Raw genomic sequence first — 20,631 nt, 5'->3', positions numbered from 1 at the left:
TGCCTATTGGCTATTGGCTATTGGCTATTGGCTCAGCTGAAGGCCTGGCCTTACAGGGCAAGGAATAAACCGGCGATGGAAGCGCTCATCAGGTTGGAAAGGCAACCTGCCGCTACGGCTTTCAGACCCATTTTTGCGATGTCGTGGCGACGGCTTGGCGCCATACTGCCCAGTCCACCCAGCAGAATGGCGATAGAAGACAGGTTGGCAAAACCACAGAGGGCAAAAGTCATTAAGGCCTGGGTGTGCGGGGATAAAGTGTCTTTGATAGCAACAAAATCCACATAAGCAACGAATTCGTTAACAACCAGCTTTTGTCCAATCAGGCTACCGGCAGTCACAATTTCACTGGCAGGTACGCCAAGAACAAAGGCCAGGGGAGCAAAGACATAGCCCAGGATTTGTTCCAGGGACAGGCCTTCAAAACCAAATATGCCACCAATGCCACCAATAATACCGTTCAGCATGGCAATCAGGGCGATAAAGGCCAGCAACATTGCGCCAACGTTGACCGCCAGCTTCATACCGCTGGAAGCACCACCGGCGGCAGCATCAATGACGTTGGCAGGTTTTTCATCACCGGCTTCTTCCAGGCTTGGGTCATTGCAGATTTTGTCATGCTCTGTTTCAGGCTTAATGATTTTTGCCATTAACAGACCACCAGGAGCCGCCATAAAGCTGGCAGCGATCAGGTATTTCAGTTCAACACCCATGCTGGCGTAGCCTGCCAGTACCGCACCGGCAACAGATGCCAGACCACCGACCATAACTGCAAACAGCTCTGATTGAGTCATTTTGGTAACGTAAGGTCTAACCAGCAGAGGGGCTTCAGTCTGCCCTACAAAGATGTTGGCGGTTGCAGACAGGGATTCTGTACGACTGGTGCCCAGTGCTTTTTGCAGCCCACCACCAATAAACTTGATGACAATCTGCATAATACCCAGGTAGTACAAGACAGAGATGAGGGAAGAGAAGAAGATAATGATAGTCAGCACGTTGATGGCGAAGATAAAGCCATACTTAAAGTTGCCAAGATCGCCAAACAGGAATGCTACGCCATTATTGGCATAGTTAATAACGTGTTGCACTCCATCGGCTGCACCGGAAAGGACATCCTTACCAAAGGGCACGTAAAGTACAAAAGCACCAAAAAGGGCCTGAATACAGAAGGCACCACCTACTGTGCGAAAGTTAATAGCTTTGCGATTGTCCGATAATAACAGGGCCAATCCTAATAGGCAGGCAATGCCTAATAAACTAAAAAGAATTTGCACAATACTACCCCCAGGCCTGTTCAGGCCAGCTGTAAAGTCTGGTGTGAGTGATCATGGGCGGGACGCAGGCGATCGTGCCTTCGGTAAGTGGTGTGATCGGCATGGACACCGCTGTTCAAAGTTGAGCGCTTTGTGATCGAGATTGGGCAAAAGGGTAATTTCGTGACAGGCGGTTGTATATCTATAAAATTTGTCAATATATTCAAATTATTTGATCATGCAGTTAAGTTTTCAGCAGCTTGGCGCAGTTCTATCAGGGTTGGTTAATGTTAACCTTGGTTGAATGGACGGTTTGTCTAGAAAGAAGTACTTAGGGGTGTTTCGGTTTTCTTGTTTTTTTGGAGATTGGGCTGTAACCCCTAATTTCACTAAAGTTTGATCTTGAGCAAAATTATTCCATAAACAAAATCTAGAATACTGGTATTTAGCGAATAAATGTCTTGCCCCCATGATTCAGGCCGATGCTATAGAAGCTGTTCAGGTAGTAGCTCATTATCAAAATTTTTCACTGGCTGCCCGTCATTTGCATAAGGTTCCTTCTGCTATTAGCTATACCGTTAAAAAGCTGGAAGAACAGTTAGGTGTTCAACTATTTGTTCGTGATAACCGCAAAGTAGAGATCACTCCGGCTGGAGAGCATTTTCTGAAAGAGTCCCGAAAAATACTAGCGGATCTGAACAAGCTCAAATATACCACCCGTGAAGCAGCCACCCAGGGGGAGGCAGAGTTAAGGGTTGTTCTTAATAATATTGTATGCCAGGAGACTCTCTACGAGTTTATCAATGCATTTAATGCAGCAAACCCCCATACCCGTCTTGTTATCAATGGTGAGATTTATAATGGTTCCTGGGATGCCCTGTTTCATCAGCGCTGTGACCTGGTTATTGGTGCACCGCAGCATATACCCGAGATGGTGGCGAGTGATAGTCGATTCCGGTGTGCCACGATGGGGACAGTTCGATGGTTGCTGGTTATGTCTCCTGAGCATTTGCTCAATGCCGTTGAACGAAAACTAACGAGAAATGACCTTAATGCACATGTCATCATTGCAATAGAAGATACTGTTAGGACGTTTAGTAGTGGAGAAAACTGGTACAACGTTTACAGTCGGCGATTAAAAGTGCCCAACTTTCGAAATGCCATTGAATGTGCTGTTCGCGGTATTGGTGTGACTGCGCTGCCTTATCACTTTGCCCGGTATTATCTGGAAAAAGGGATTCTGGTAAGCCGGGAGGTGGATGATGTGGCCTGGAATACCCATTGCTATCTGGCATGGAATGAAGAAAAGCGTGGTGCTGCCTTAAGCTGGTGTCTTGATTGGCTGGGGGATGAGGGGCAACTTAATAATAGATTCCTTTCTGCTGATGGTGATACCTGCCACATTCCTTAGGGGCTGTTGACGTTTGCTCGTGAGCACACGAGCAAACGTCCCCCCCCCAACAGCCCCTAAGAATGAGTCTAAATGTGAAAACACAACAGTCCTTGGCATTTCTTTCAAGAGTTCGGGGTGTGTCTTAATTCATCAGTAAAACCTATTACTGTTTATTGATAAGGGTTATGGGGTTTGTGCCATAAGATATCGTAAAAACACTCTTTCTTTTGATCTTGGTCAAGGTTAGAGTGGGTAGCGGTTTTTTCTGAAGGCCAATGCCTGTGCATGGATTTTCCGGTTTGGCATTTCATTACTGACTTATTTCATGCCGTAAAATTTATGCCCGGTCTCTTCCTGTTATTCGTATGGAGCTTATGATCCACTGGGTGCATGAATATGCCTCGGATACCGATTATAAAGTCCATATGGAAATCCTTTCTTTAATATAGAGGTTATGCCATGCATCAAGCTGGCCTGGCTTTGCCGGTGTTGATTTTTACCGGTATGTTTATGTTGACCACGGCTTCTGCCATCGGACTCAAGTTTCTGAGAGTGCCTTACACCATTGGTCTGGTGGTGATCGGAATGGTTTTGGGGGGAGTGGCCAAGCATTCTGACTTTCTGGCTCCGGTTCTGCAGGTGGAGCTGACCCATGACTTGATTATGTACGTTCTATTGCCAGTACTCATTTATGATGCGGCTATCAATATAAAGCTGCCGATGCTGGTAAAAGAGCTGGTACCTGTATTAATGCTGGCTGTTGTCGGGGTTGTGTTATCTACTCTGGTTGTAGCCGGGCTGCTTGGTTATCTCACACCTATGACCATGGCTGGTGCCTTGCTGTTTGGGGCGTTAATCTCTGCCACAGATCCTGTGGCGGTTATTGCCCTGTTTAAGGAAGTGGGGGCACCAGAGAGGATGTCACTGCTGATGGATGCAGAAAGCCTCTTTAATGATGCCACCGCGATTGTTATGTTCGGTATTGTGATGGCTGTGGTACAAACCGGTCAGGGCTTTGGTGTCGAGATGCTATTGGGAGCCATCTGGGAGTTCTGCCGGGTATTTCTCGGTGGTATCGCGGTTGGTGCGGCATTGGGTGGTGGAATGCTGTTCCTGTTGCGGCTGGGGCGTAATATTCCTTTTGTGCAGATTGCCCATACCACAATACTTGCTTACTTAAGCTTTATTCTGGCGGACCATGTCTTTGGCATGTCCGGAGTCATGTCTACCATTGCGGCGGGTGTAGTTACCCGAACCTGGTCTCGCCGGGTGCTCAGTGAACCCGTACAGGAATATTTGCATCCTTATTGGGAGTTTATGGCCTTTGTGGCTAACAGTTTTATTTTCCTGCTGCTGGGTATGCAGGAAGACTTGCTGTTCCAGGATGTGGATCGTCTTTACGAAAATGTACCTTACCTGCTACTTACCATTGCCGTGGTGCTATTTGCCCGTTTCCTGGTGGTCTATCTGTTAATTCCGGTCAGTAACCGGTTGCCCAAAAGCTCACCGGTTGACGGAAAGACCAAGGCGGTGATGTTCTGGGGTGGTTTGCGCGGCGTTGTTCCTGTGGCTTTAATGCTATCCATTCCGCTGGATATGCCAGAGCGGGGAGTCATCATCCATATGTCTCTGGCAGTTATTTTGTTTTCACTGCTGGTTCAGGGAACCACTATTGAGCGGTTGATGACATTGCTTAAGTTGAAGTCGGTGTCTCATTAATCCTTGGCTCGGATATTTTATAAACTTTCCCGAGCATGTTTATGAAATATCCGGGTTAGTTTACTTCGTTTAAACTGACCTGGTATATATTGATCTGGCAAGAGTTTTCCGGACACTTTTTTACGCTGCCTCGGCAATTTTCTGTTCATATTTGAAAGGTGCCAGGTAGCCATTACCAGAGTGTTTTCTCTGGCGGTTATAATAGACCTCAATGTATTCAAAAATTGCCTGCTTTGCCTCTTCCCTTGTCTGGAAGTCTTCATGATGAACAAGCTCAGCTTTCAGCGTATGGAAGAAACTCTCTGCCACCGCATTATCCCAGCAATTTCCCTTACGGCTCATACTGCAAATAAAGCCATTATCTTTCAGCAATTTCTGATAGCTTTCCGAGACGTACTGACTGCCCCTATCACTATGTACCAGCAGCCCTTCTGTTGGCCTCCGCTTCCACATAGCCATCATCAGAGAGTCAGTGACCAGTGATGCCGTCATGCGATCTCTCATAGACCAGCCAACCACAGCTCTCGAATGCAAATCAATGAATACGGACAAGTACAGCCAGCCCTCCCGGGTACGAATATAGGTAATGTCTCCCACGTAAGCCTCATTGGGCTGCTTCCGTTTGAAATTACGGTTCAGCAGATTCTCGGCCACCGGCTTGTTATGGCGGGAGTCTGTTGTTGCCTTGAACTTGCGCTTCGAATGCCTTCCTCCTTCATTAGGCGACTTATTCGTTGACGGCTGACGTTTTTACCCTGATCAGCAAGATTGTCTTTTATACGGCGCTCACCATAACGCTGGCGGTGTTTTTCATGTATCACGCGGATATCTGCCTTCAATGCACGGTCTTCCTGGCTTCGGTTCGATTCTGGACGGGAGCACCAGTCATAAAAGCCCGTGGTCGATACAGACATAACCCGACACATGGCAGTAATACTGAAGCGCTCCTGGTTGTCCTTGATGAACTGAAATCTCAGAGACTTTCTCTTGCAAAGAAGGCTGCCGCCTTTTTTAAAATAGCGTGCTCCTCTTTGAGGGTTTTCAGCTCTTTACGCAAACGTTTCACTTCATCATACACATGCTCATCATTTTTCCTGGGCTGATTAGCCACCTTCGGGCGGTGGTACTTTGTTATCCAGGTATGAAGGGTGTTGATATTAACCCCAAGCTCCCGAGCAGTTTCAGTAACTGGCTTATCTGATTCAACTGCCAGCTTCACAGCAGATTCCTTGAACTCAGCAGTGTAATTTTTTACTTTCTTTTCCGACATGCTACACACCTTTAATAGGGTTCCAAGATTACCCTTGTTTGTGTGTCCGGAAAACTATAACCACTTCAAGCTAATTCGGAGGGGTTTATAATGCCAGACTTTCCAGTGGAGGGGTCAAAATAACCCCATCTTGGTTCAGGAACCCTTTCATATCTGTCTCTGTGTCTTTGTAAGATGAATGCGCAATATTCGTTTTCGGTATGGATGCAAAAAGCAATCTGTGATTTGTCGGGTGAAATCGTCAGCAATTCCCGCAGACTTGATTAAAGCCCTTAATAACAAGGGCTGTAGCTTGGTAGCCTCTTGCTAAAATCGCAGACTATCCGGTAGAATTTCACCACAATAATAATAACGATGCTCATGTTGTGCCGCTAACGAAACCAAGAACCATTGCTGAAAAACTGCTCAAAATAGTCTCTGATGAAGCGGGTCAAATTCCAGACTTTCGCAAGAAAAGCCAACATGACAAAATTGTCCTTCATGATGCGGTCATGAGTGGCCTGGCAGTCATGCACCTGAAATACCCTTCATTACTGGCTTTTGATCAGGATTGTGTCAATAACCCAGATAGGCTCAAGAACTTAAAGTCGATGTACAATGTCAGCTGTGTCCCCAGTGATACCTATCTGAGGGATCTGATTGACCCTATCGAAACACGCTATTTAAGGAAGTTCTTTACCCGCCTGTTTGCCTTTGTGCAACGATCTGGGCGGCTTAAGCAGTTCACTTATTTTGAGGAAGGGTATCTTGCGCCTATCGATGGTACGGGGCACTTTTGCTCAGGGAAGATTAGTTGTCCTGAGTGTTGTGTAAAAAAGCCAGGCAGCAAAAATCCGCAATACTACCATCAGTTACTGGCCTGCTGTCTGGTAAAGCCGGGCAAGAAAGAAGTATTACCTTTAATGCCTGAACCCATCATCAAACAAGTTGATGCGTCAAAGAATGATTGTGAGAAGGTAGCGCTCAAGCGGCTATTGGCGAATTTATCCAGAGAGCATCCGCACCTGCCACTGGTTCTGACTTTTGATGACCTGTACTCAGATGGACCGACCATCAAGTTGGTAAAGTCCTTTGGCTATAGCTTCATTATGGTGGCAAAGGATTCAACCCATGAGTCGTTATACCAGGCCGTCGATGAGCTGGATTGTGCAGACAAAGTGGTGCGCTATGAATATACCGATGATAAAGGGTTTACGCACTGGTTCCGGTTTGTGAATGGTGCCCCCATTAACAAGTCACACCCGGATGTGCTGGTTAACTTTCTCGAATATATAGAAATTGATCCAGAGGGCAACAAGAAGTACGTCAACACCTGGGTCACGGACATTGAGCTTTCAGCCGAGAACGTGAATAAATTCATGCGAGGAGCACGCGCTAAATGGAAAATTGAAAACGAAACGTTCAATACACTGAAAACACAGGGCTACCATCTCGAACACAATTACGGGCACGGAAAGCAGCATCTGGCCAGCAATCTGGCATGCCTGACTTTTACGGCCTTCCTCATCAACCAGATAGAACAACTGTCTTGCAAGCTCTTCCAGGAAGCGCTCAAGATAAAAAAGTCTAAAAAGGCATTCTGGCATGCCATACGAGGGCTGTTTGACTGGTTCTGCATTGATAACTGGACAGACGTATTTACAGCTATCATTGAAGGGCGAAGTGTGAGCTTGAAGTTGCTGACTGTCGATACGACATAGAGCGTTGATGTTAGCCCTGTGACCTGTGTTACCTGTCATTAAAACCGACTGCCGATATAGCAGCAGTCTGGCTCTGTTCATCCGCGATAAAATCATTTTTAATTAACTGAAAATGTGCCAGCCGGAATCTGGTTTGCGGGAATTGCTGTGAAATCGTTGTTTTAATTGCGTGAGGTTTATTTTTGAGCAGTGGTCTTATCTCTTCGGGAACTAGTGTTTCATAGAGTGGTTGCGTAATGATTTGAAGAGCAGCAAATGCGGGAGTGAAAATAGTTTTAAGTATTATGCTGTATAATAAGAGCCTTTTTTTGAGTCCAGATGAAGATTTATGCATGGTTCGAACTTGTTTTCAGTACTATGTGCTTGGGGGGATTGAAAGATATAATAGCCCACTTTTATTTTTCCTGACTGGGATATTGGACGTATGACCATTCGTACTCGAGTTGCTCCTTCCCCCACCGGTGATCCCCATGTGGGCACTGCATATATTGCGCTTTTTAATATGGCCTTTGCCCGTAGCCAGGGTGGCAAGTTTATCTTACGTATTGAAGATACTGACCAGGCTCGTAGTACACCTGAATCCGAGCAACAGATTCTGAACTCTCTTCGCTGGTTAGGGCTTGATTGGGATGAGGGACCTGATGCGGGTGGCCCTAATGGTCCGTATCGTCAGAGCGAGCGCCGTGAGATTTATGCGGATCATGCCCGGCAGCTTCTGGATAAGGGGCATGCTTTCCACTGTTTCTGTTCTTCTGAGCGACTGGATGAGCTCAGGGCTGAGCAAATGGCGAATAAACAGACCCCTGGTTATGATGGCCACTGCCTGCATTTATCCAAAGAAGAAGTGGCACAGAAACTGGCAGCAGGGGAATCCCATGTAGTTCGTATGAAGGTTCCGGTAGAAGGAACCTGTGTTGTGGATGATATGCTGCGGGGAGCGATCGAGATTGACTGGTCTCAAGTGGATATGCAGGTGCTGGTAAAGGCCGATGGCATGCCCACTTATCATCTGGCGAATGTTGTGGATGACCATCTCATGGAAATCACCCATGTGATTCGTGGTGAAGAGTGGATTAATTCGGCGCCCAAGCATAAGCTGCTTTATCAATACTTTGGCTGGGAAATGCCAGTCCTTTGTCATATGCCGCTGTTGCGTAACCCGGATAAGAGCAAGCTGTCCAAGCGTAAAAACCCAACCAGTATCACTTATTACCGTGATGCCGGCTATCTCCCTGAAGCGCTGCTGAATTACCTGGGACGAATGGGCTGGTCCATGCCGGACGAGCGGGAAAAGTTTACCCTGGATGAAATGCTGGAACAGTTTGATATTTCCCGGGTCTCTCTGGGTGGTCCCATCTTTGACCAGGAAAAACTGTCCTGGCTGAATGCCAGCTGGATTCGGGAAAACCTGACCGTTGAGCAATTTGCTGACCGACTTCATGGCTGGCTGCTTAACAAAGATTACATGATGAAGTTTTTACCCTTTGCCAAAGAACGGGTAGAAACATTAAGCGACTTTGCACCAATGTCTGCTTTTATGTTTTCCGGACTTTTGGATTTGTCGCCAGAAGATTTTGCCCATAAAAAGCTGGAAGAGTCTGAGGTAAAGAAAGTGCTTCAATTTACTCTCTGGCGTCTGGAACAGCAGCGTCAGTGGACCAAGGGTAATATCTTTGCTGATATCAAAGCGCTTTCCAAAGCCATGGGGCATAAGCTGGGTGATTTTAACCACCCTATCTTTGTGGCTGTAGCGGGAACGCCTAATTCATGGTCAGTTATGGATTCCATGGAAATTCTTGGGCCGGATATGATCCGTGCGCGCCTGCGACATGCAGTGGCAGTGCTTGGTGGTCTTTCTAAAAAAGAAGGCAAGCGGTTGGAAAAAGAGTTCAAGGTACTCTCCGCTGAGTGATGAGGACTGTTTGTTTGCATCGGTAGAAAGGGAGGCTTGAGGTCTCCTTTTTTTATAACCATATGGAAATATCTAAATTTTTTTCATAAGTGATGCTTGACAGTACCAGGGGGCATCCATAGAATTCGCCCTGCGTTTCGGGACTGGCAAACACAGTCAGTCACGAATAGAGAAGTTTGGGGCCATAGCTCAGCTGGGAGAGCGCAACACTGGCAGTGTTGAGGTCAGCGGTTCGATCCCGCTTGGCTCCACCAAATTCTCTTTGAGAATTTGCGTCCCCTTCGTCTAGTGGCCTAGGACACCGCCCTTTCACGGCGGTAACAGGGGTTCGAGTCCCCTAGGGGACGCCATTATTTAAGTTGTCAGATAACTCTGATGATTTGCGGGAATAGCTCAGTTGGTAGAGCGCAACCTTGTCAGGGTTGGGGTCGCCAGAGCTTAAGAGTGAGTCTCGTTTCCTGCTCAGACTTTGAAAAAGTCGAAAAACATTTTCATTGCGGGAATAGCTCAGTTGGTAGAGCACAACCTTGCCAAGGTTGGGGTCGCGAGTTCGAGTCTCGTTTCCCGCTCCAGTTTAACTATGTGGAAATTCTGCATATAGCGTGAAATACAATCTTACCAAGGTTGGGGTCGTCTTTTTATAGCAAGGGCGAGTCTCGTTTCCCGCTTAAAATCTAGCTTTGGGTTTTTAATTGGAGCTCAAAGAATCGAAGGTTTTGCGTCCCCTTCGTCTAGTGGCCTAGGACACCGCCCTTTCACGGCGGTAACAGGGGTTCGAGTCCCCTAGGGGACGCCATTATTTAAGTTGTCAGGTAACTCTGATGATTTTCGGGAATAGCTCAGTTGGTAGAGCACAACCTTGCCAGGGTTGGGGTCGCCAGAGCTTAAGAGTGAGTCTCGTTTCCCGCTCCGACTTTGAAAAAGTCGTAAAATATTTTCACTGCGGGAATAGCTCAGTTGGTAGAGCACAACCTTGCCAAGGTTGGGGTCGCGAGTTCGAGTCTCGTTTCCCGCTCCAAATCTAGCTTTGGGTTTTTAATTGAAACTCAAGGAATCGAAGGTTTTGCGTCCCCTTCGTCTAGTGGCCTAGGACACCGCCCTTTCACGGCGGTAACAGGGGTTCGAGTCCCCTAGGGGACGCCACTTATTAATCAGGCATTGGTCTGACGACTTTGAAAAAGTCGAAAAAACATTTTCACTGCGGGAATAGCTCAGTTGGTAGAGCACAACCTTGATAGGGTTGGGGTCGTCAGAGCTTAAGAGTGAGTCTCGTTTCCCGCTCCGACTTTGAAAAAGTCGTAAAATATTTTCGCTGCGGGAATAGCTCAGTTGGTAGAGCACAACCTTGCCAAGGTTGGGGTCGCGAGTTCGAGTCTCGTTTCCCGCTCCAGTTTAACCATGCAGAAATTCTGCATATGGCGTGAAACACAACCTTACCAAGGTTGGGTCGTCTCTTTATAGCAAGGGCGAGTCTCGTTTCCCGCTCAAAATCTAGCTTTGGGTTTTTAATTGGAACTCAAAGAATCGAAGGTTTTGCGTCCCCTTCGTCTAGTGGCCTAGGACACCGCCCTTTCACGGCAGTAACAGGGGTTCGAGTCCCCTAGGGGACGCCATTTATTAAGTTGTCGGAAGAGTGCTTCTGATAAGTGCGGGAATAGCTCAGTTGGTAGAGCACAACCTTGTTAAGGTTGGGGTCGCCAGAGCTTAAGAGTGAGTCTCGTTTAGCTCCGACTTTGAAGAAGTCGCAAAACATTTTCGCTGCGGGAATAGCTCAGTTGGTAGAGCACAACCTTGCCAAGGTTGGGGTCGCCCAGAGATTAAGAGTGAGTCTCGTTTCCCGCTCCGACTTTGAAGAAGTCGTAAAACCTTTTCACTGCGGGAATAGCTCAGTTGGTAGAGCACAACCTTGCCAAGGTTGGGGTCGCGAGTTCGAGTCTCGTTTCCCGCTCCAGTTTAACTATGCAGAAGTTCTGCATATGGCGTGAAACACAACCTTGCCAAGGTTGGGGTCGTCTCTTTATAGCAAGGGCGAGTCTCGTTTCCCGCTCCAGAGATTATGCATATGGCGTAAAACACAACCTTTTCAGTATTGGGGTCGTCTATTTATAGCAAGGGCGAGTCTCGTTTTGTGCTGCTATACAAAAAACCAGCCAGTGATGGCTGGTTTTTTTTTATAAATATTTTAACTACAGCATTGATAAAAAATAAAAGGTAAGAGGTTAATTTAAAAAGGGGGATTTTCCAATTTAATAGGCGTCTGTAACTATGTCTGAAAAACAAACCATTGACTCAACCTACAAAAAGCTGCGTTGGCAAATTATTGTTACAACGTTTATGAGCTATGCAGTATTTTATATCAGTAGAAAAAACTTTACTTATGCTGCTCCATCTTTAATGGAAGATCTGGGGATGACAACGGCACAATTTGGCCTGATGTCATCTATGTTTTATATTCTTTATGGCGTGTCAAAATTTTCCAGTGGATTGGTTGCGGATCGAATAAATCCGAGATTAATGCTTGGGCCGGCATTGATTCTTATTGGTGTGCTTAATTTCTGGATGGGATCCAGTAATAATATTAGTGTACTTAAGTACTCACGCAACCGCTAATAGATAAAAATAACTGTACGACCGTTTAATAACTCCCCATTCCAATTTGGCTATACTCATTGCCTAATATCGTTAATTTCGCTGTTGTCACGATGAAAACTGTTGATCCAGTAACCGATGTCGCTGTCATAAAAACATTGAGAGAAGCTATTCGACATGGGCCATATCCGTACCTAAGGGAAAGGGCTCATGCTATTTTACTCAGCATACGTGGTTATTCTATGAGCGAGATTGCTGCAATATTTGAAGTTCGATATCAGACAGTCTCTGACTGGATTGATGCCTGGGATGATTATGGCCTTCGCGGCTTGTACAAAAAACATGAAGGTGGAAAACCACCTATCTATACTGACCAGGAAGCACAACGCATTAGAGAGATTGTCTCCGAGGAACCTCGCAGGCTGTCTTATGTTCAAACAAAGATTGCAGAGGAAACCGGTAAGGTTGCCTCAAAGCAAACCCTGTCGAGACTTTTAAAAAAAGCTGGGACTTGTTTATAAGCGGTTTCGTAAAGCTTGCAGCCATAAGCGCGATGAGGAGCAATTCAGATGTTGCCAGTCTGCCTTGAAAGAGGCCCAATATGCTGAGGATAAAGGGCTTGTCAATCTGTTTTACTTTGATGAATCTGGTTTTAGTCAAGAGCCTTGTGTCCCCTATGGCTGGCAAGAAAAAGGCTCACAGCTAAAAATACCCTCTGTAAAAAGTAAGCGTATCAATGTGCTGGGATTTATGAATCGTGCCAATGACCTTTTCTACTACCCAGTAACAGGTTGTGTTAACAGCGAAACAGTTATCAGTGTCTTTGATGATTTTGCCGCCAGGATGGAAGAACCCAAGTACAGCTCTAATGAGCGCTATACCATCGTCATGGTGGATAATGCCAGCATTCATACCAGCAAACTTTTCAGAGAAAGAGTAATAGACTGGGCAATTGAGAAAAAGCTCTTAGTCTGTTTTTTACCAACCTATTCACCTGAGCTAAACCTGATAGAAATATTGTGGAGAAAAGTGAAGTATGAATGGCTGAACCTGCTGTCAATAATGGATTTCAAGGAATTCGAACAAGAGGTCAAACGTATATTTGATCTATTTGGTCAAAAATATCTGATTTCGTTTGAGTGACTACTTATGATGGTTTATGCGCTGACGGCTATTTTGCAAGGAAGCGGGTTCCCCCCTATCGCTAAGGCGATGAGTTACTGGTATTCCAAAAAAGAGCGGGGCATGTGGTATAGCTTCTGGAATATGTCCCATAATGTGGGAGGTGCTCTTGCTCCGATTATTGCCAGTGGTGTAATCGCATCCACTGGTAATTGGCGTATGGCCTTTTACGTACCTGCCGTTATAGCGATAGCAATGGGTGTTGGTGCGATTATTTTCATGAGGGATAGACCGTCAAAATATGGTTTGCCATCTGTGGGCGAGTGGAAGCAGGATGCACTGGAGAAGCAGCAGGAAGCGCAAAGTGAATCGGGCCTTACCGGAAAAGAAATATTTATAAAGTATATCCTTAAAAATCCACTGATTTGGCTTGCCGTGGGCGGTGATCTTTGTATTTATATGGTACGTACAATTATCACTGACTGGCCTGCCGTTTATTATACTCAGGTTGCACACTGGGATTTGGTAACGGCATCATCACTTTCTGCCTGGTTTGAAGTTGGCGGGATTGTCGGTGGACTATCAGCTGGATTTATTTCTGATTTGTTTTTTAAATCCAATCGCTGGACCAGTTGTCTTTTATTTAGCCTGATGCTGACAGCCAGTGTTGCTTTACTGCCCTTCTTTCAGCATAGCTCTTATTTAATTTCTGCTATGTTGTTTGCACTTATTGGTGCAGGTATTTATGGGTCGCAGCTGTTATTTTCTTTAGGGATTATTGAAAGTACACATAAGGATGCGGCCGGTTCAGCGACAGGCGTGAAAGGTCTTGTTACCTATATAGGTGCTGCCAGTGCTGGCCTCCCTGTTGCATTGGTTCAGCAAAGTTTCTCCTGGGGTGGTGTCTTTGTACTTATGATGCTTGTCAATGTGCTATTGATTATCTCATTGCTTTGGCTGCAGGGAGCGAGTCGCCGTAAGAGTCGTGTTTCATACCAGGGAGTATCACAGTCTCAAGTTTTGTCCTGATGATAATAATATCAATCACGTTTTGTAACTATTCTGTAGTGGTAGTTATCTGAGCGGAGTGAAACAGGGTCGGGTCTTTCATTTTGTGATGCCTAGCGCGTCTACTCAAGAGGGAAGGCTTGACCCTTAAATTACTCAAAACTTTGATTCTAAAAACTCAGAATAATACGTAGTATCTCCATTGCTTATGATGGCTGCTGTACACAAAGGTATGTGTTTTCTATGCCTCAAACTACACTATCACTGAGCTTGGTTATTTGGGGTGGAAGAGATATGAAAGTGGCTTATAAATTCTTCTTGTTTATAGCTAGTGCAGTGATAGCGGCTTTAGCTAATTCTGACCCTGTTGATTTGACTCCGGATGGCCTAAAAACGGCACAGGAGACAATGGTTAAAGTATCGGGAAGGATTTCAAATATTTCAGAATGGAGTTGTTTTCCGAAAGAGGTGTATTTTTCTGGAGAAGGGAAGGAGGTATATAATCAATACCATTTGAGCACGGATGTTTTGTCAGAGAATTTGGTACTCTACTCCCAAAAAGAAAGGGCTATAGGGGAGGTAATAACGACTACAGGTCGTTTAAAGTTTTTGCCTGGAGAAGAGGAGGGGGGTAAAGGCTTGCTGCAGCTGATAGAGTATACACCCTGAATAGAGATGGTATTGATATATCTGTTACCTTACAGTCTGTTTACATATTGATGCATGGGTATTTACTTATTGTGTGATAGGATATGCGTCGCTATTTTGACAGCCTATTAAAATTAACAGCCTGCGCAGTAAATAATGGAAAAATTAGACAATATTTCTTTTGAAAAAATGGCTTCACCGTATCTTATGGGGGGATACAAAACGGACTGTGTCAATGTGGACGATATTCTCTATGATGAAAACAGTATTATCGCCATTTTGAGCATCTCCGATTATTTTATGCCATCGGATGGGCGGTATCACTTCACAGCATTTCATACCCAGTTGATTGTTAGTCAGCTTCAAATGATCCATATGTATCTTTTACAAGGTATTGATAAAAAACCTGGTGAGGCATATATGAGAGATTTTACGATGAAACTTACTCATCAGATCAATAAAACAAAGGGTATTAAAATACAGCTAACGCGAAAAAAGATACGTGAAACCGGAAAAGGTACTTATATGAAGTATGACTTTGATGTGGAAAATGGTTCTTTTTCAGGCAATTGTTCTGGCTTGCAGCTTTAATCCTACCTTTGTGATAAGTAGTGTATAGATTGCTTTCGAATAATTTAACCATCCAGTCGGACAGTATTAGAAAATGAGATCATATACTCCTCTCCAAATGAAAAAAGCACCCGTTCAACTTCTTTTTCAAATTCCGCAAAGCTCTTGATTGACAAGAGGTTGAGCCATTCATACTTTATTTTCCTCCACAGGATTTCAATCAGGTTGAGCTCAGGTGAATATGTTGGCAGAAAGCAGACCAGCAATTTCTTTTCAATCATCCAGTCATCAATTCTGGCACAAAACTTTTTGCTGGTGTGAATGCTGGCATTATCCACCATAACTACCGTGTAACGATCATTTGAGCTGTATTTTTCATCTGCCATTTTCTCTGCAAAGTCATCAAAGGCCGCAATCACCGTATCGCTATTCACTGAACCCACAACAGGATAATGAAATAGCTCACAGCTTCGGTTCATAAACCCCAGTACGTTGATGCGTTTACTTTTGACTGATGGTATTCTGAGCTGCTTTCCTTTTTCCTGCCAACCGTATGGCACACAAGGTTCCTGGGTAAAGCCGGACTCATCAAAATAAAATAAATTGATTAACCCTTTGCTCTCGGCTTCCTGGGCATCTTTCAGAGCAGTTTTACAGTCATGGAATTGCTCTTCGTCCCGTTTATGTTTGCATGATTTACGGAGTCTTTTGTAAACCAGCCCTGCTTTTTTACAATGTTTGCCAGAGTAATTTTTGATGAAGATTTACCGGTTTCATCCTCGATCTTGGATTTGACATACGATAAGCGACGAGGCTCTTCAGCCACTAATTCTTTTATGCGTTGCACTTCGGATTCGTCATATATGCACGGCCTACCGCCACCATGCCCCTTGTACAAGGCACGAATACCATATTCTTCCCAATCATCAATCCACTGAGAAGCAGTTTGATATCTAATTTCAAGTATTTCGGCAATTTGCTCAAGGGTAAAGCCACGATTGCTCAATAAAAGGCTATGGGCTCTTTCCCTTATACATCTCAGAGGTCCGTAGTGTTTGGCGAATTTCAAAGTTGATAAAACAGCTTCATCAGTGATTGTAGTGACGTACTTCATAGGGAGAGGGATTTAAAGACCAGTACTCTCTTTATAATAGAGTAAATGTATCATTCAATAGCTATCTGATCGTTAGATCAAGAAGTAGATTTCTCGTACTGGCCGAACATCCAGTTTATTTGAAACCAAACTATGACCTACTTAACAATATGAATTTAGCAATAATTATTGCTGCATCGTTTCGATATTTTGAGCAATATAACTGGTCAAAGCTCAGGCTTACTGAAAATTGGAAGCTGGCTTTTATTTGTGCAGATGATGATAAGGAGAAGCTTGAGGGAAAAGGGGGACGGATATTAAAAACTTGCCCGGTTAAACGTATCCATGGAGAACCTAATGGCAGATTCAGTGAAGATGACCTGAGACCGATTATTTCTGAGCTTTCACTGTCGTATGAAAATATTCAGTTAATTTCTATTGATGAAGGGATTTTGCATACCGTTGCTAGATTAAGAGAAGAATTTGATCTTACTGCCCAGGATGCTGATGATGTGCTTCTTCTATCAGATAAGGAGAAGGCATACATAAAGCTGAGTAGTCGCTCGATAAGGGTTCCCAGGTTTACCAGTGAGACTCAAGCGTTTGATAAAATTGTTGAACATGTTGGCTGTCCTTTTATTTTAAAGCCGGTTTCATCCTCCGGGGCATTCGGTATACGAATTATTGAAGATATAACTGCTTTTTCTTCCATGGAAAAAGAGTCTTCACAAGAGTACATCGCCAATGAATTTATTGATGGTAAATTGTACCATTGCGACTTGCAGTTTCAGGCAGGTAAGCTTGTCTTTTCCTCTGTGGGGGAGTATCTGAATCCATTAAGTAGGTCATAGTTTGGTTTCAAATAAACTGGATGTTCGGCCAGTACGAGAAATCTACTTCTTGATCTAACGATCAGATAGCTATTGAATGATACATTTACTCTATTATAAAGAGAGTACTGGTCTTTAAATCCCTCTCCCTATGAAGTACGTCACTACAATCACTGATGAAGCTGTTTTATTAACTTTGAAATTCGCCAAACACTACGGACCTCTGAGATGTATAAGGGAAAGAGCCCATAGCCTTTTATTGAGCAATCGTGGCTTTACCCTTGAGCAAATTGCCGAAATACTTGAAATTAGATATCAAACTGCTTCTCAGTGGATTGATGATTGGGAAGAATATGGTATTCGTGCCTTGTACAAGGGGCATGGTGGCGGTAGGCCGTGCATATATGACGAATCCGAAGTGCAACGCATAAAAGAATTAGTGGCTGAAGAGCCTCGTCGCTTATCGTATGTCAAATCCAAGATCGAGGATGAAACCGGTAAATCTTCATCAAAAATTACTCTGGCAAACATTGTAAAAAAGCAGGGCTGGTTTACAAAAGACTCCGTAAATCATGCAAACATAAACGGGACGAAGAGCAATTCCATGACTGTAAAACTGCTCTGAAAGATGCCCAGGAAGCCGAGAGCAAAGGGTTAATCAATTTATTTTATTTTGATGAGTCCGGCTTTACCCAGGAACCTTGTGTGCCATACGGTTGGCAGGAAAAAGGAAAGCAGCTCAGAATACCATCAGTCAAAAGTAAACGCATCAACGTACTGGGGTTTATGAACCGAAGCTGTGAGCTATTTCATTATCCTGTTGTGGGTTCAGTGAATAGCGATACGGTGATTGCGGCCTTTGATGACTTTGCAGAGAAAATGGCAGATGAAAAATACAGCTCAAATGATCGTTACACGGTAGTTATGGTGGATAATGCCAGCATTCACACCAGCAAAAAGTTTTGTGCCAGAATTGATGACTGGATGATTGAAAAGAAATTGCTGGTCTGCTTTCTGCCAACATATTCACCTGAGCTCAACCTGATTGAAATCCTGTGGAGGAAAATAAAGTATGAATGGCTCAACCTCTTGTCAATCAAGAGCTTTGCGGAATTTGAAAAAGAAGTTGAACGGGTGCTTTTTTCATTTGGAGAGGAGTATATGATCTCATTTTCTAATACTGTCCGACTGGATGGTTAAATTATTCGAAAGCAATCTATACACTACTTACTACAGTTCACTATAGGGAGTAATATTGGCTCTTTTATAATGCACCCTGGATCGGAGCTCAGCGTATCTATTATCAGCTTTGCCTTAACATGCCTTGATGGACTGGGGATTACTCTCCATGGTAGCTATCATATTGAAATTTTTGAGAGGCAAGGCGAGTATATTTTTCTGGAAGCTGCCAATAGGCCACCTGGCGGTGCGCTTATTGAACTGTATGAAAAAACCACAGGTATCAATATCTGTAATCAGGATTTATATATCTGGCTTAATAAAAGTATTGATGATGAAAGTGATTTTCAACCAGGCTTCACTGTAGCTGCACCTCAGCAGGAGGGAGTGCTTCACGGTTTTTCTATTCCTTCCTTGCCTTTCTCTATTGATATAAATGTCAGAGTGCTGGCAGGGGAAAGAATGCAAAAACCATTGTCAATAGCCAATAAAGCAATAACGGTTTCAGCTTTTGGTAATGATTACAGTGATATGTTTAAAGCCTATCAGTCGCTTAGGGCATTCAAGTTTGTAAATACTCAATAAAAGTCACTTCAAAAAAGGGACTTTTAAACCTCCACTTTTTAAGGGCTCTGCTAATCGCAGCCTTTTAAGGCAGCTGTTCATTTGTTTTATGTTTCTTTCCAGCTGATCATGCGGTAGCCTTCAGAAAAAAAGTTTAGCATGTACTATTTTACACCAGTTGACAGGTTCATTCGTCGCTTCTATCAGGAGTGGCAAATGTTTCCTGCAAGCAATCAATATAATATTCCTTTTATCTTTAAATTTGATCGCCCGGTAGGCAGCAATTCCCGCAAACCAGATTCCGGCTGGCACATTTTCAGTTAATTAAAAATGATTTTATCGCGGATGAACAGAGCCAGACTGCTGCTATATCGGCAGTCGGTTTTAATGACAGGTAACACAGGTCACAGGGCTAACATCAACGCTCTATGTCGTATCGACAGTCAGCAACTTCAAGCTCACACTTCGCCCTTCAATGATAGCTGTAAATACGTCTGTCCAGTTATCAATGCAGAACCAGTCAAACAGCCCTCGTATGGCATGCCAGAATGCCTTTTTAGACTTTTTTATCTTGAGCGCTTCCTGGAAGAGCTTGCAAGACAGTTGTTCTATCTGGTTGATGAGGAAGGCCGTAAAAGTCAGGCATGCCAGATTGCTGGCCAGATGCTGCTTTCCGTGCCCGTAATTGTGTTCGAGATGGTAGCCCTGTGTTTTCAGTGTATTGAACGTTTCGTTTTCAATTTTCCATTTAGCGCGTGCTCCTCGCATGAATTTATTCACGTTCTCGGCTGAAAGCTCAATGTCCGTGACCCAGGTGTTGACGTACTTCTTGTTGCCCTCTGGATCAATTTCTATATATTCGAGAAAGTTAACCAGCACATCCGGGTGTGACTTGTTAATGGGGGCACCATTCACAAACCGGAACCAGTGCGTAAACCCTTTATCATCGGTATATTCATAGCGCACCACTTTGTCTGCACAATCCAGCTCATCGACGGCCTGGTATAACGACTCATGGGTTGAATCCTTTGCCACCATAATGAAGCTATAGCCAAAGGACTTTACCAACTTGATGGTCGGTCCATCTGAGTACAGGTCATCAAAAGTCAGAACCAGTGGCAGGTGCGGATGCTCTCTGGATAAATTCGCCAATAGCCGCTTGAGCGCTACCTTCTCACAATCATTCTTTGACGCATCAACTTGTTTGATGATGGGTTCAGGCATTAAAGGTAATACTTCTTTCTTGCCCGGCTTTACCAGACAGCAGGCCAGTAACTGATGGTAGTATTGCGGATTTTTGCTGCCTGGCTTTTTTACACAACACTCAGGACAACTAATCTTCCCTGAGCAAAAGTGCCCCGTACCATCGATAGGCGCAAGATACCCTTCCTCAAAATAAGTGAACTGCTTAAGCCGCCCAGATCGTTGCACAAAGGCAAACAGGCGGGTAAAGAACTTCCTTAAATAGCGTGTTTCGATAGGGTCAATCAGATCCCTCAGATAGGTATCACTGGGGACACAGCTGACATTGTACATCGACTTTAAGTTCTTGAGCCTATCTGGGTTATTGACACAATCCTGATCAAAAGCCAGTAATGAAGGGTATTTCAGGTGCATGACTGCCAGGCCACTCATGACCGCATCATGAAGGACAATTTTGTCATGTTGGCTTTTCTTGCGAAAGTCTGGAATTTGACCCGCTTCATCAGAGACTATTTTGAGCAGTTTTTCAGCAATGGTTCTTGGTTTCGTTAGCGGCACAACATGAGCATCGTTATTAT

The 20,631-nt window shown here is 44.5% G+C and carries 19 protein-coding genes, 14 tRNA genes and 1 pseudogene; 28 read left to right on the top strand and 6 right to left on the bottom strand.

From position 1 onward, the window contains the following. Nucleotides 1–50: 50 nt before the first annotated feature. Nucleotides 51–1,274, bottom strand: a complete 1,224-nt coding sequence (locus MJ595_RS22675) for a NupC/NupG family nucleoside CNT transporter (RefSeq protein WP_263080399.1) — start codon at nt 1,272–1,274, stop codon at nt 51–53. 448 nt (nt 1,275–1,722) lie between these two features. Between MJ595_RS22675 and MJ595_RS22670 the strand changes: the two genes are divergently transcribed. Further along, a complete protein-coding gene (locus MJ595_RS22670) occupies nt 1,723–2,664 on the top strand; it encodes a LysR substrate-binding domain-containing protein (RefSeq protein WP_263080398.1) in 942 nt (313 codons plus the stop codon). Between the two features lie 441 nt (nt 2,665–3,105). Further along, nucleotides 3,106–4,365 carry a cation:proton antiporter gene (locus tag MJ595_RS22665; RefSeq protein ID WP_263080397.1) on the top strand — a complete coding sequence of 420 codons (1,260 nt, stop codon included), beginning with the start codon at nt 3,106–3,108 and terminating at the stop codon, nt 4,363–4,365. A gap of 120 nt (nt 4,366–4,485) precedes the next feature. Here the strand turns inward: MJ595_RS22665 and MJ595_RS22660 are convergent. Next, nucleotides 4,486–5,635, bottom strand: a pseudogene (locus MJ595_RS22660) (IS3 family transposase). 365 nt (nt 5,636–6,000) lie between these two features. Between MJ595_RS22660 and MJ595_RS22655 the strand changes: the two are divergent. Beyond that, the gene (locus MJ595_RS22655) at nt 6,001–7,335 is read left to right on the top strand and encodes a transposase (protein ID WP_263078000.1); all 1,335 of its coding nucleotides are present in this window, start codon (nt 6,001–6,003) and stop codon (nt 7,333–7,335) included. Nucleotides 7,336–7,363: 28 nt separating this feature from the next. Here the strand turns inward: MJ595_RS22655 and MJ595_RS22650 are convergent, their stop codons facing one another. Then, a complete protein-coding gene (locus tag MJ595_RS22650) occupies nt 7,364–7,669 on the bottom strand; it encodes a hypothetical protein (protein WP_263080396.1) in 306 nt (101 codons plus the stop codon). Nucleotides 7,670–7,759: 90 nt separating this feature from the next. Here MJ595_RS22650 and gltX point away from each other — a divergent pair, with 90 nt between their 5' ends. The 21 genes from gltX (at nt 7,760) to MJ595_RS22545 (ending at nt 15,205) form a co-directional block, all read left to right on the top strand. Continuing rightward, nucleotides 7,760–9,247 (top strand): glutamate--tRNA ligase, encoded by a 1,488-nt coding sequence (gene gltX / locus MJ595_RS22645; RefSeq protein ID WP_263080395.1) that lies wholly within the window; start codon nt 7,760–7,762, stop codon nt 9,245–9,247. 178 nt (nt 9,248–9,425) lie between these two features. Beyond that, nucleotides 9,426–9,501 (top strand) — tRNA-Ala (locus MJ595_RS22640). Nucleotides 9,502–9,521: 20 nt separating this feature from the next. Then, a tRNA-Glu gene (locus tag MJ595_RS22635) sits at nt 9,522–9,597 on the top strand. Nucleotides 9,598–9,629: 32 nt separating this feature from the next. Beyond that, a tRNA-Asp gene (locus tag MJ595_RS22630) sits at nt 9,630–9,710 on the top strand. Nucleotides 9,711–9,743: 33 nt separating this feature from the next. Beyond that, nucleotides 9,744–9,819: transfer RNA gene (locus MJ595_RS22625), tRNA-Gly, on the top strand. Nucleotides 9,820–9,967: 148 nt separating this feature from the next. Continuing rightward, nucleotides 9,968–10,043: transfer RNA gene (locus MJ595_RS22620), tRNA-Glu, on the top strand. 33 nt (nt 10,044–10,076) lie between these two features. Beyond that, nucleotides 10,077–10,156, top strand: a tRNA-Gly gene (locus MJ595_RS22615). Between the two features lie 33 nt (nt 10,157–10,189). Then, nucleotides 10,190–10,265, top strand: a tRNA-Gly gene (locus MJ595_RS22610). Nucleotides 10,266–10,314: 49 nt separating this feature from the next. Beyond that, nucleotides 10,315–10,390, top strand: a tRNA-Glu gene (locus MJ595_RS22605). Nucleotides 10,391–10,447: 57 nt separating this feature from the next. Then, nucleotides 10,448–10,528 (top strand) — tRNA-Ile (locus tag MJ595_RS22600). Nucleotides 10,529–10,561: 33 nt separating this feature from the next. Then, a tRNA-Gly gene (locus tag MJ595_RS22595) sits at nt 10,562–10,637 on the top strand. A 147-nt stretch (nt 10,638–10,784) separates the two neighbouring features. Then, nucleotides 10,785–10,860, top strand: a tRNA-Glu gene (locus tag MJ595_RS22590). 38 nt (nt 10,861–10,898) lie between these two features. Continuing rightward, nucleotides 10,899–10,977, top strand: a tRNA-Asn gene (locus tag MJ595_RS22585). A 30-nt stretch (nt 10,978–11,007) separates the two neighbouring features. Beyond that, nucleotides 11,008–11,089 (top strand) — tRNA-Gly (locus MJ595_RS22580). 33 nt (nt 11,090–11,122) lie between these two features. Then, a tRNA-Gly gene (locus tag MJ595_RS22575) sits at nt 11,123–11,198 on the top strand. A 314-nt stretch (nt 11,199–11,512) separates the two neighbouring features. Continuing rightward, entirely contained in the window at nt 11,513–11,857 is a 345-nt protein-coding gene (locus MJ595_RS22570; RefSeq protein WP_263080394.1) for an MFS transporter, read from the top strand. A 92-nt stretch (nt 11,858–11,949) separates the two neighbouring features. Then, nucleotides 11,950–12,357, top strand: coding sequence for a helix-turn-helix domain-containing protein (locus tag MJ595_RS22565; RefSeq protein ID WP_263078176.1), 408 nt, complete (start codon nt 11,950–11,952; stop codon nt 12,355–12,357). Beyond that, nucleotides 12,341–12,979, top strand: a complete 639-nt coding sequence (locus tag MJ595_RS22560) for an IS630 family transposase (RefSeq protein WP_263322441.1) — start codon at nt 12,341–12,343, stop codon at nt 12,977–12,979. Before MJ595_RS22565 ends, MJ595_RS22560 begins: the two co-directional genes overlap by 17 nt. Nucleotides 12,980–12,985: 6 nt before the next feature. Next, on the top strand, nt 12,986–13,987 hold the full coding sequence (locus MJ595_RS22555; RefSeq protein WP_263080393.1) for an MFS transporter: 1,002 nt from the start codon (nt 12,986–12,988) through the stop codon (nt 13,985–13,987). A 222-nt stretch (nt 13,988–14,209) separates the two neighbouring features. After that, nucleotides 14,210–14,635, top strand: a complete 426-nt coding sequence (locus tag MJ595_RS22550; RefSeq protein WP_263080392.1) for a hypothetical protein — start codon at nt 14,210–14,212, stop codon at nt 14,633–14,635. Nucleotides 14,636–14,770: 135 nt separating this feature from the next. Further along, complete coding sequence (locus tag MJ595_RS22545; protein WP_263080391.1) at nt 14,771–15,205, top strand: hypothetical protein; 435 nt, start codon at nt 14,771–14,773, stop codon at nt 15,203–15,205. Nucleotides 15,206–15,249: 44 nt separating this feature from the next. Here the strand turns inward: MJ595_RS22545 and MJ595_RS22540 are convergent, their stop codons facing one another. Both MJ595_RS22540 and MJ595_RS22535 read right to left on the bottom strand, forming a co-directional pair. Further along, nucleotides 15,250–15,903 carry an IS630 family transposase gene (locus MJ595_RS22540; RefSeq protein ID WP_263322427.1) on the bottom strand — a complete coding sequence of 218 codons (654 nt, stop codon included), beginning with the start codon at nt 15,901–15,903 and terminating at the stop codon, nt 15,250–15,252. Then, a complete protein-coding gene (locus MJ595_RS22535; RefSeq protein ID WP_263078043.1) occupies nt 15,825–16,298 on the bottom strand; it encodes a helix-turn-helix domain-containing protein in 474 nt (157 codons plus the stop codon). Before MJ595_RS22535 ends, MJ595_RS22540 begins: the two co-directional genes overlap by 79 nt. A gap of 149 nt (nt 16,299–16,447) precedes the next feature. Between MJ595_RS22535 and MJ595_RS22530 the strand changes: the two genes are divergently transcribed. The 4 genes from MJ595_RS22530 to MJ595_RS22515 all read left to right on the top strand — a co-directional run bounded on the left by MJ595_RS22530 (nt 16,448) and on the right by MJ595_RS22515 (nt 18,871). Further along, complete coding sequence (locus MJ595_RS22530) at nt 16,448–17,128, top strand: ATP-grasp domain-containing protein (protein WP_263080390.1); 681 nt, start codon at nt 16,448–16,450, stop codon at nt 17,126–17,128. A gap of 130 nt (nt 17,129–17,258) precedes the next feature. Continuing rightward, nucleotides 17,259–17,732 carry a helix-turn-helix domain-containing protein gene (locus tag MJ595_RS22525; protein ID WP_263078037.1) on the top strand — a complete coding sequence of 158 codons (474 nt, stop codon included), beginning with the start codon at nt 17,259–17,261 and terminating at the stop codon, nt 17,730–17,732. Continuing rightward, nucleotides 17,654–18,307: an IS630 family transposase gene (locus MJ595_RS22520; RefSeq protein WP_263322427.1), complete on the top strand. Its 654-nt coding sequence runs from the start codon at nt 17,654–17,656 to the stop codon at nt 18,305–18,307. Before MJ595_RS22525 ends, MJ595_RS22520 begins: the two co-directional genes overlap by 79 nt. Before the next feature lie 69 nt (nt 18,308–18,376). Beyond that, nucleotides 18,377–18,871 (top strand): hypothetical protein, encoded by a 495-nt coding sequence (locus MJ595_RS22515; protein WP_263080389.1) that lies wholly within the window; start codon nt 18,377–18,379, stop codon nt 18,869–18,871. A gap of 405 nt (nt 18,872–19,276) precedes the next feature. Here MJ595_RS22515 and MJ595_RS22510 read toward each other — a convergent pair whose 3' ends face one another. After that, nucleotides 19,277–20,611, bottom strand: coding sequence for a transposase (locus MJ595_RS22510; RefSeq protein ID WP_263078000.1), 1,335 nt, complete (start codon nt 20,609–20,611; stop codon nt 19,277–19,279). Nucleotides 20,612–20,631 lie beyond the last annotated feature (20 nt).

The sequence above is a fragment of the Endozoicomonas sp. Mp262 genome, from assembly GCF_025643335.1.
Lineage (GTDB): Bacteria > Pseudomonadota > Gammaproteobacteria > Pseudomonadales > Endozoicomonadaceae > Endonucleibacter.
This window is presented reverse-complemented; position numbering and strand designations above follow the sequence as displayed.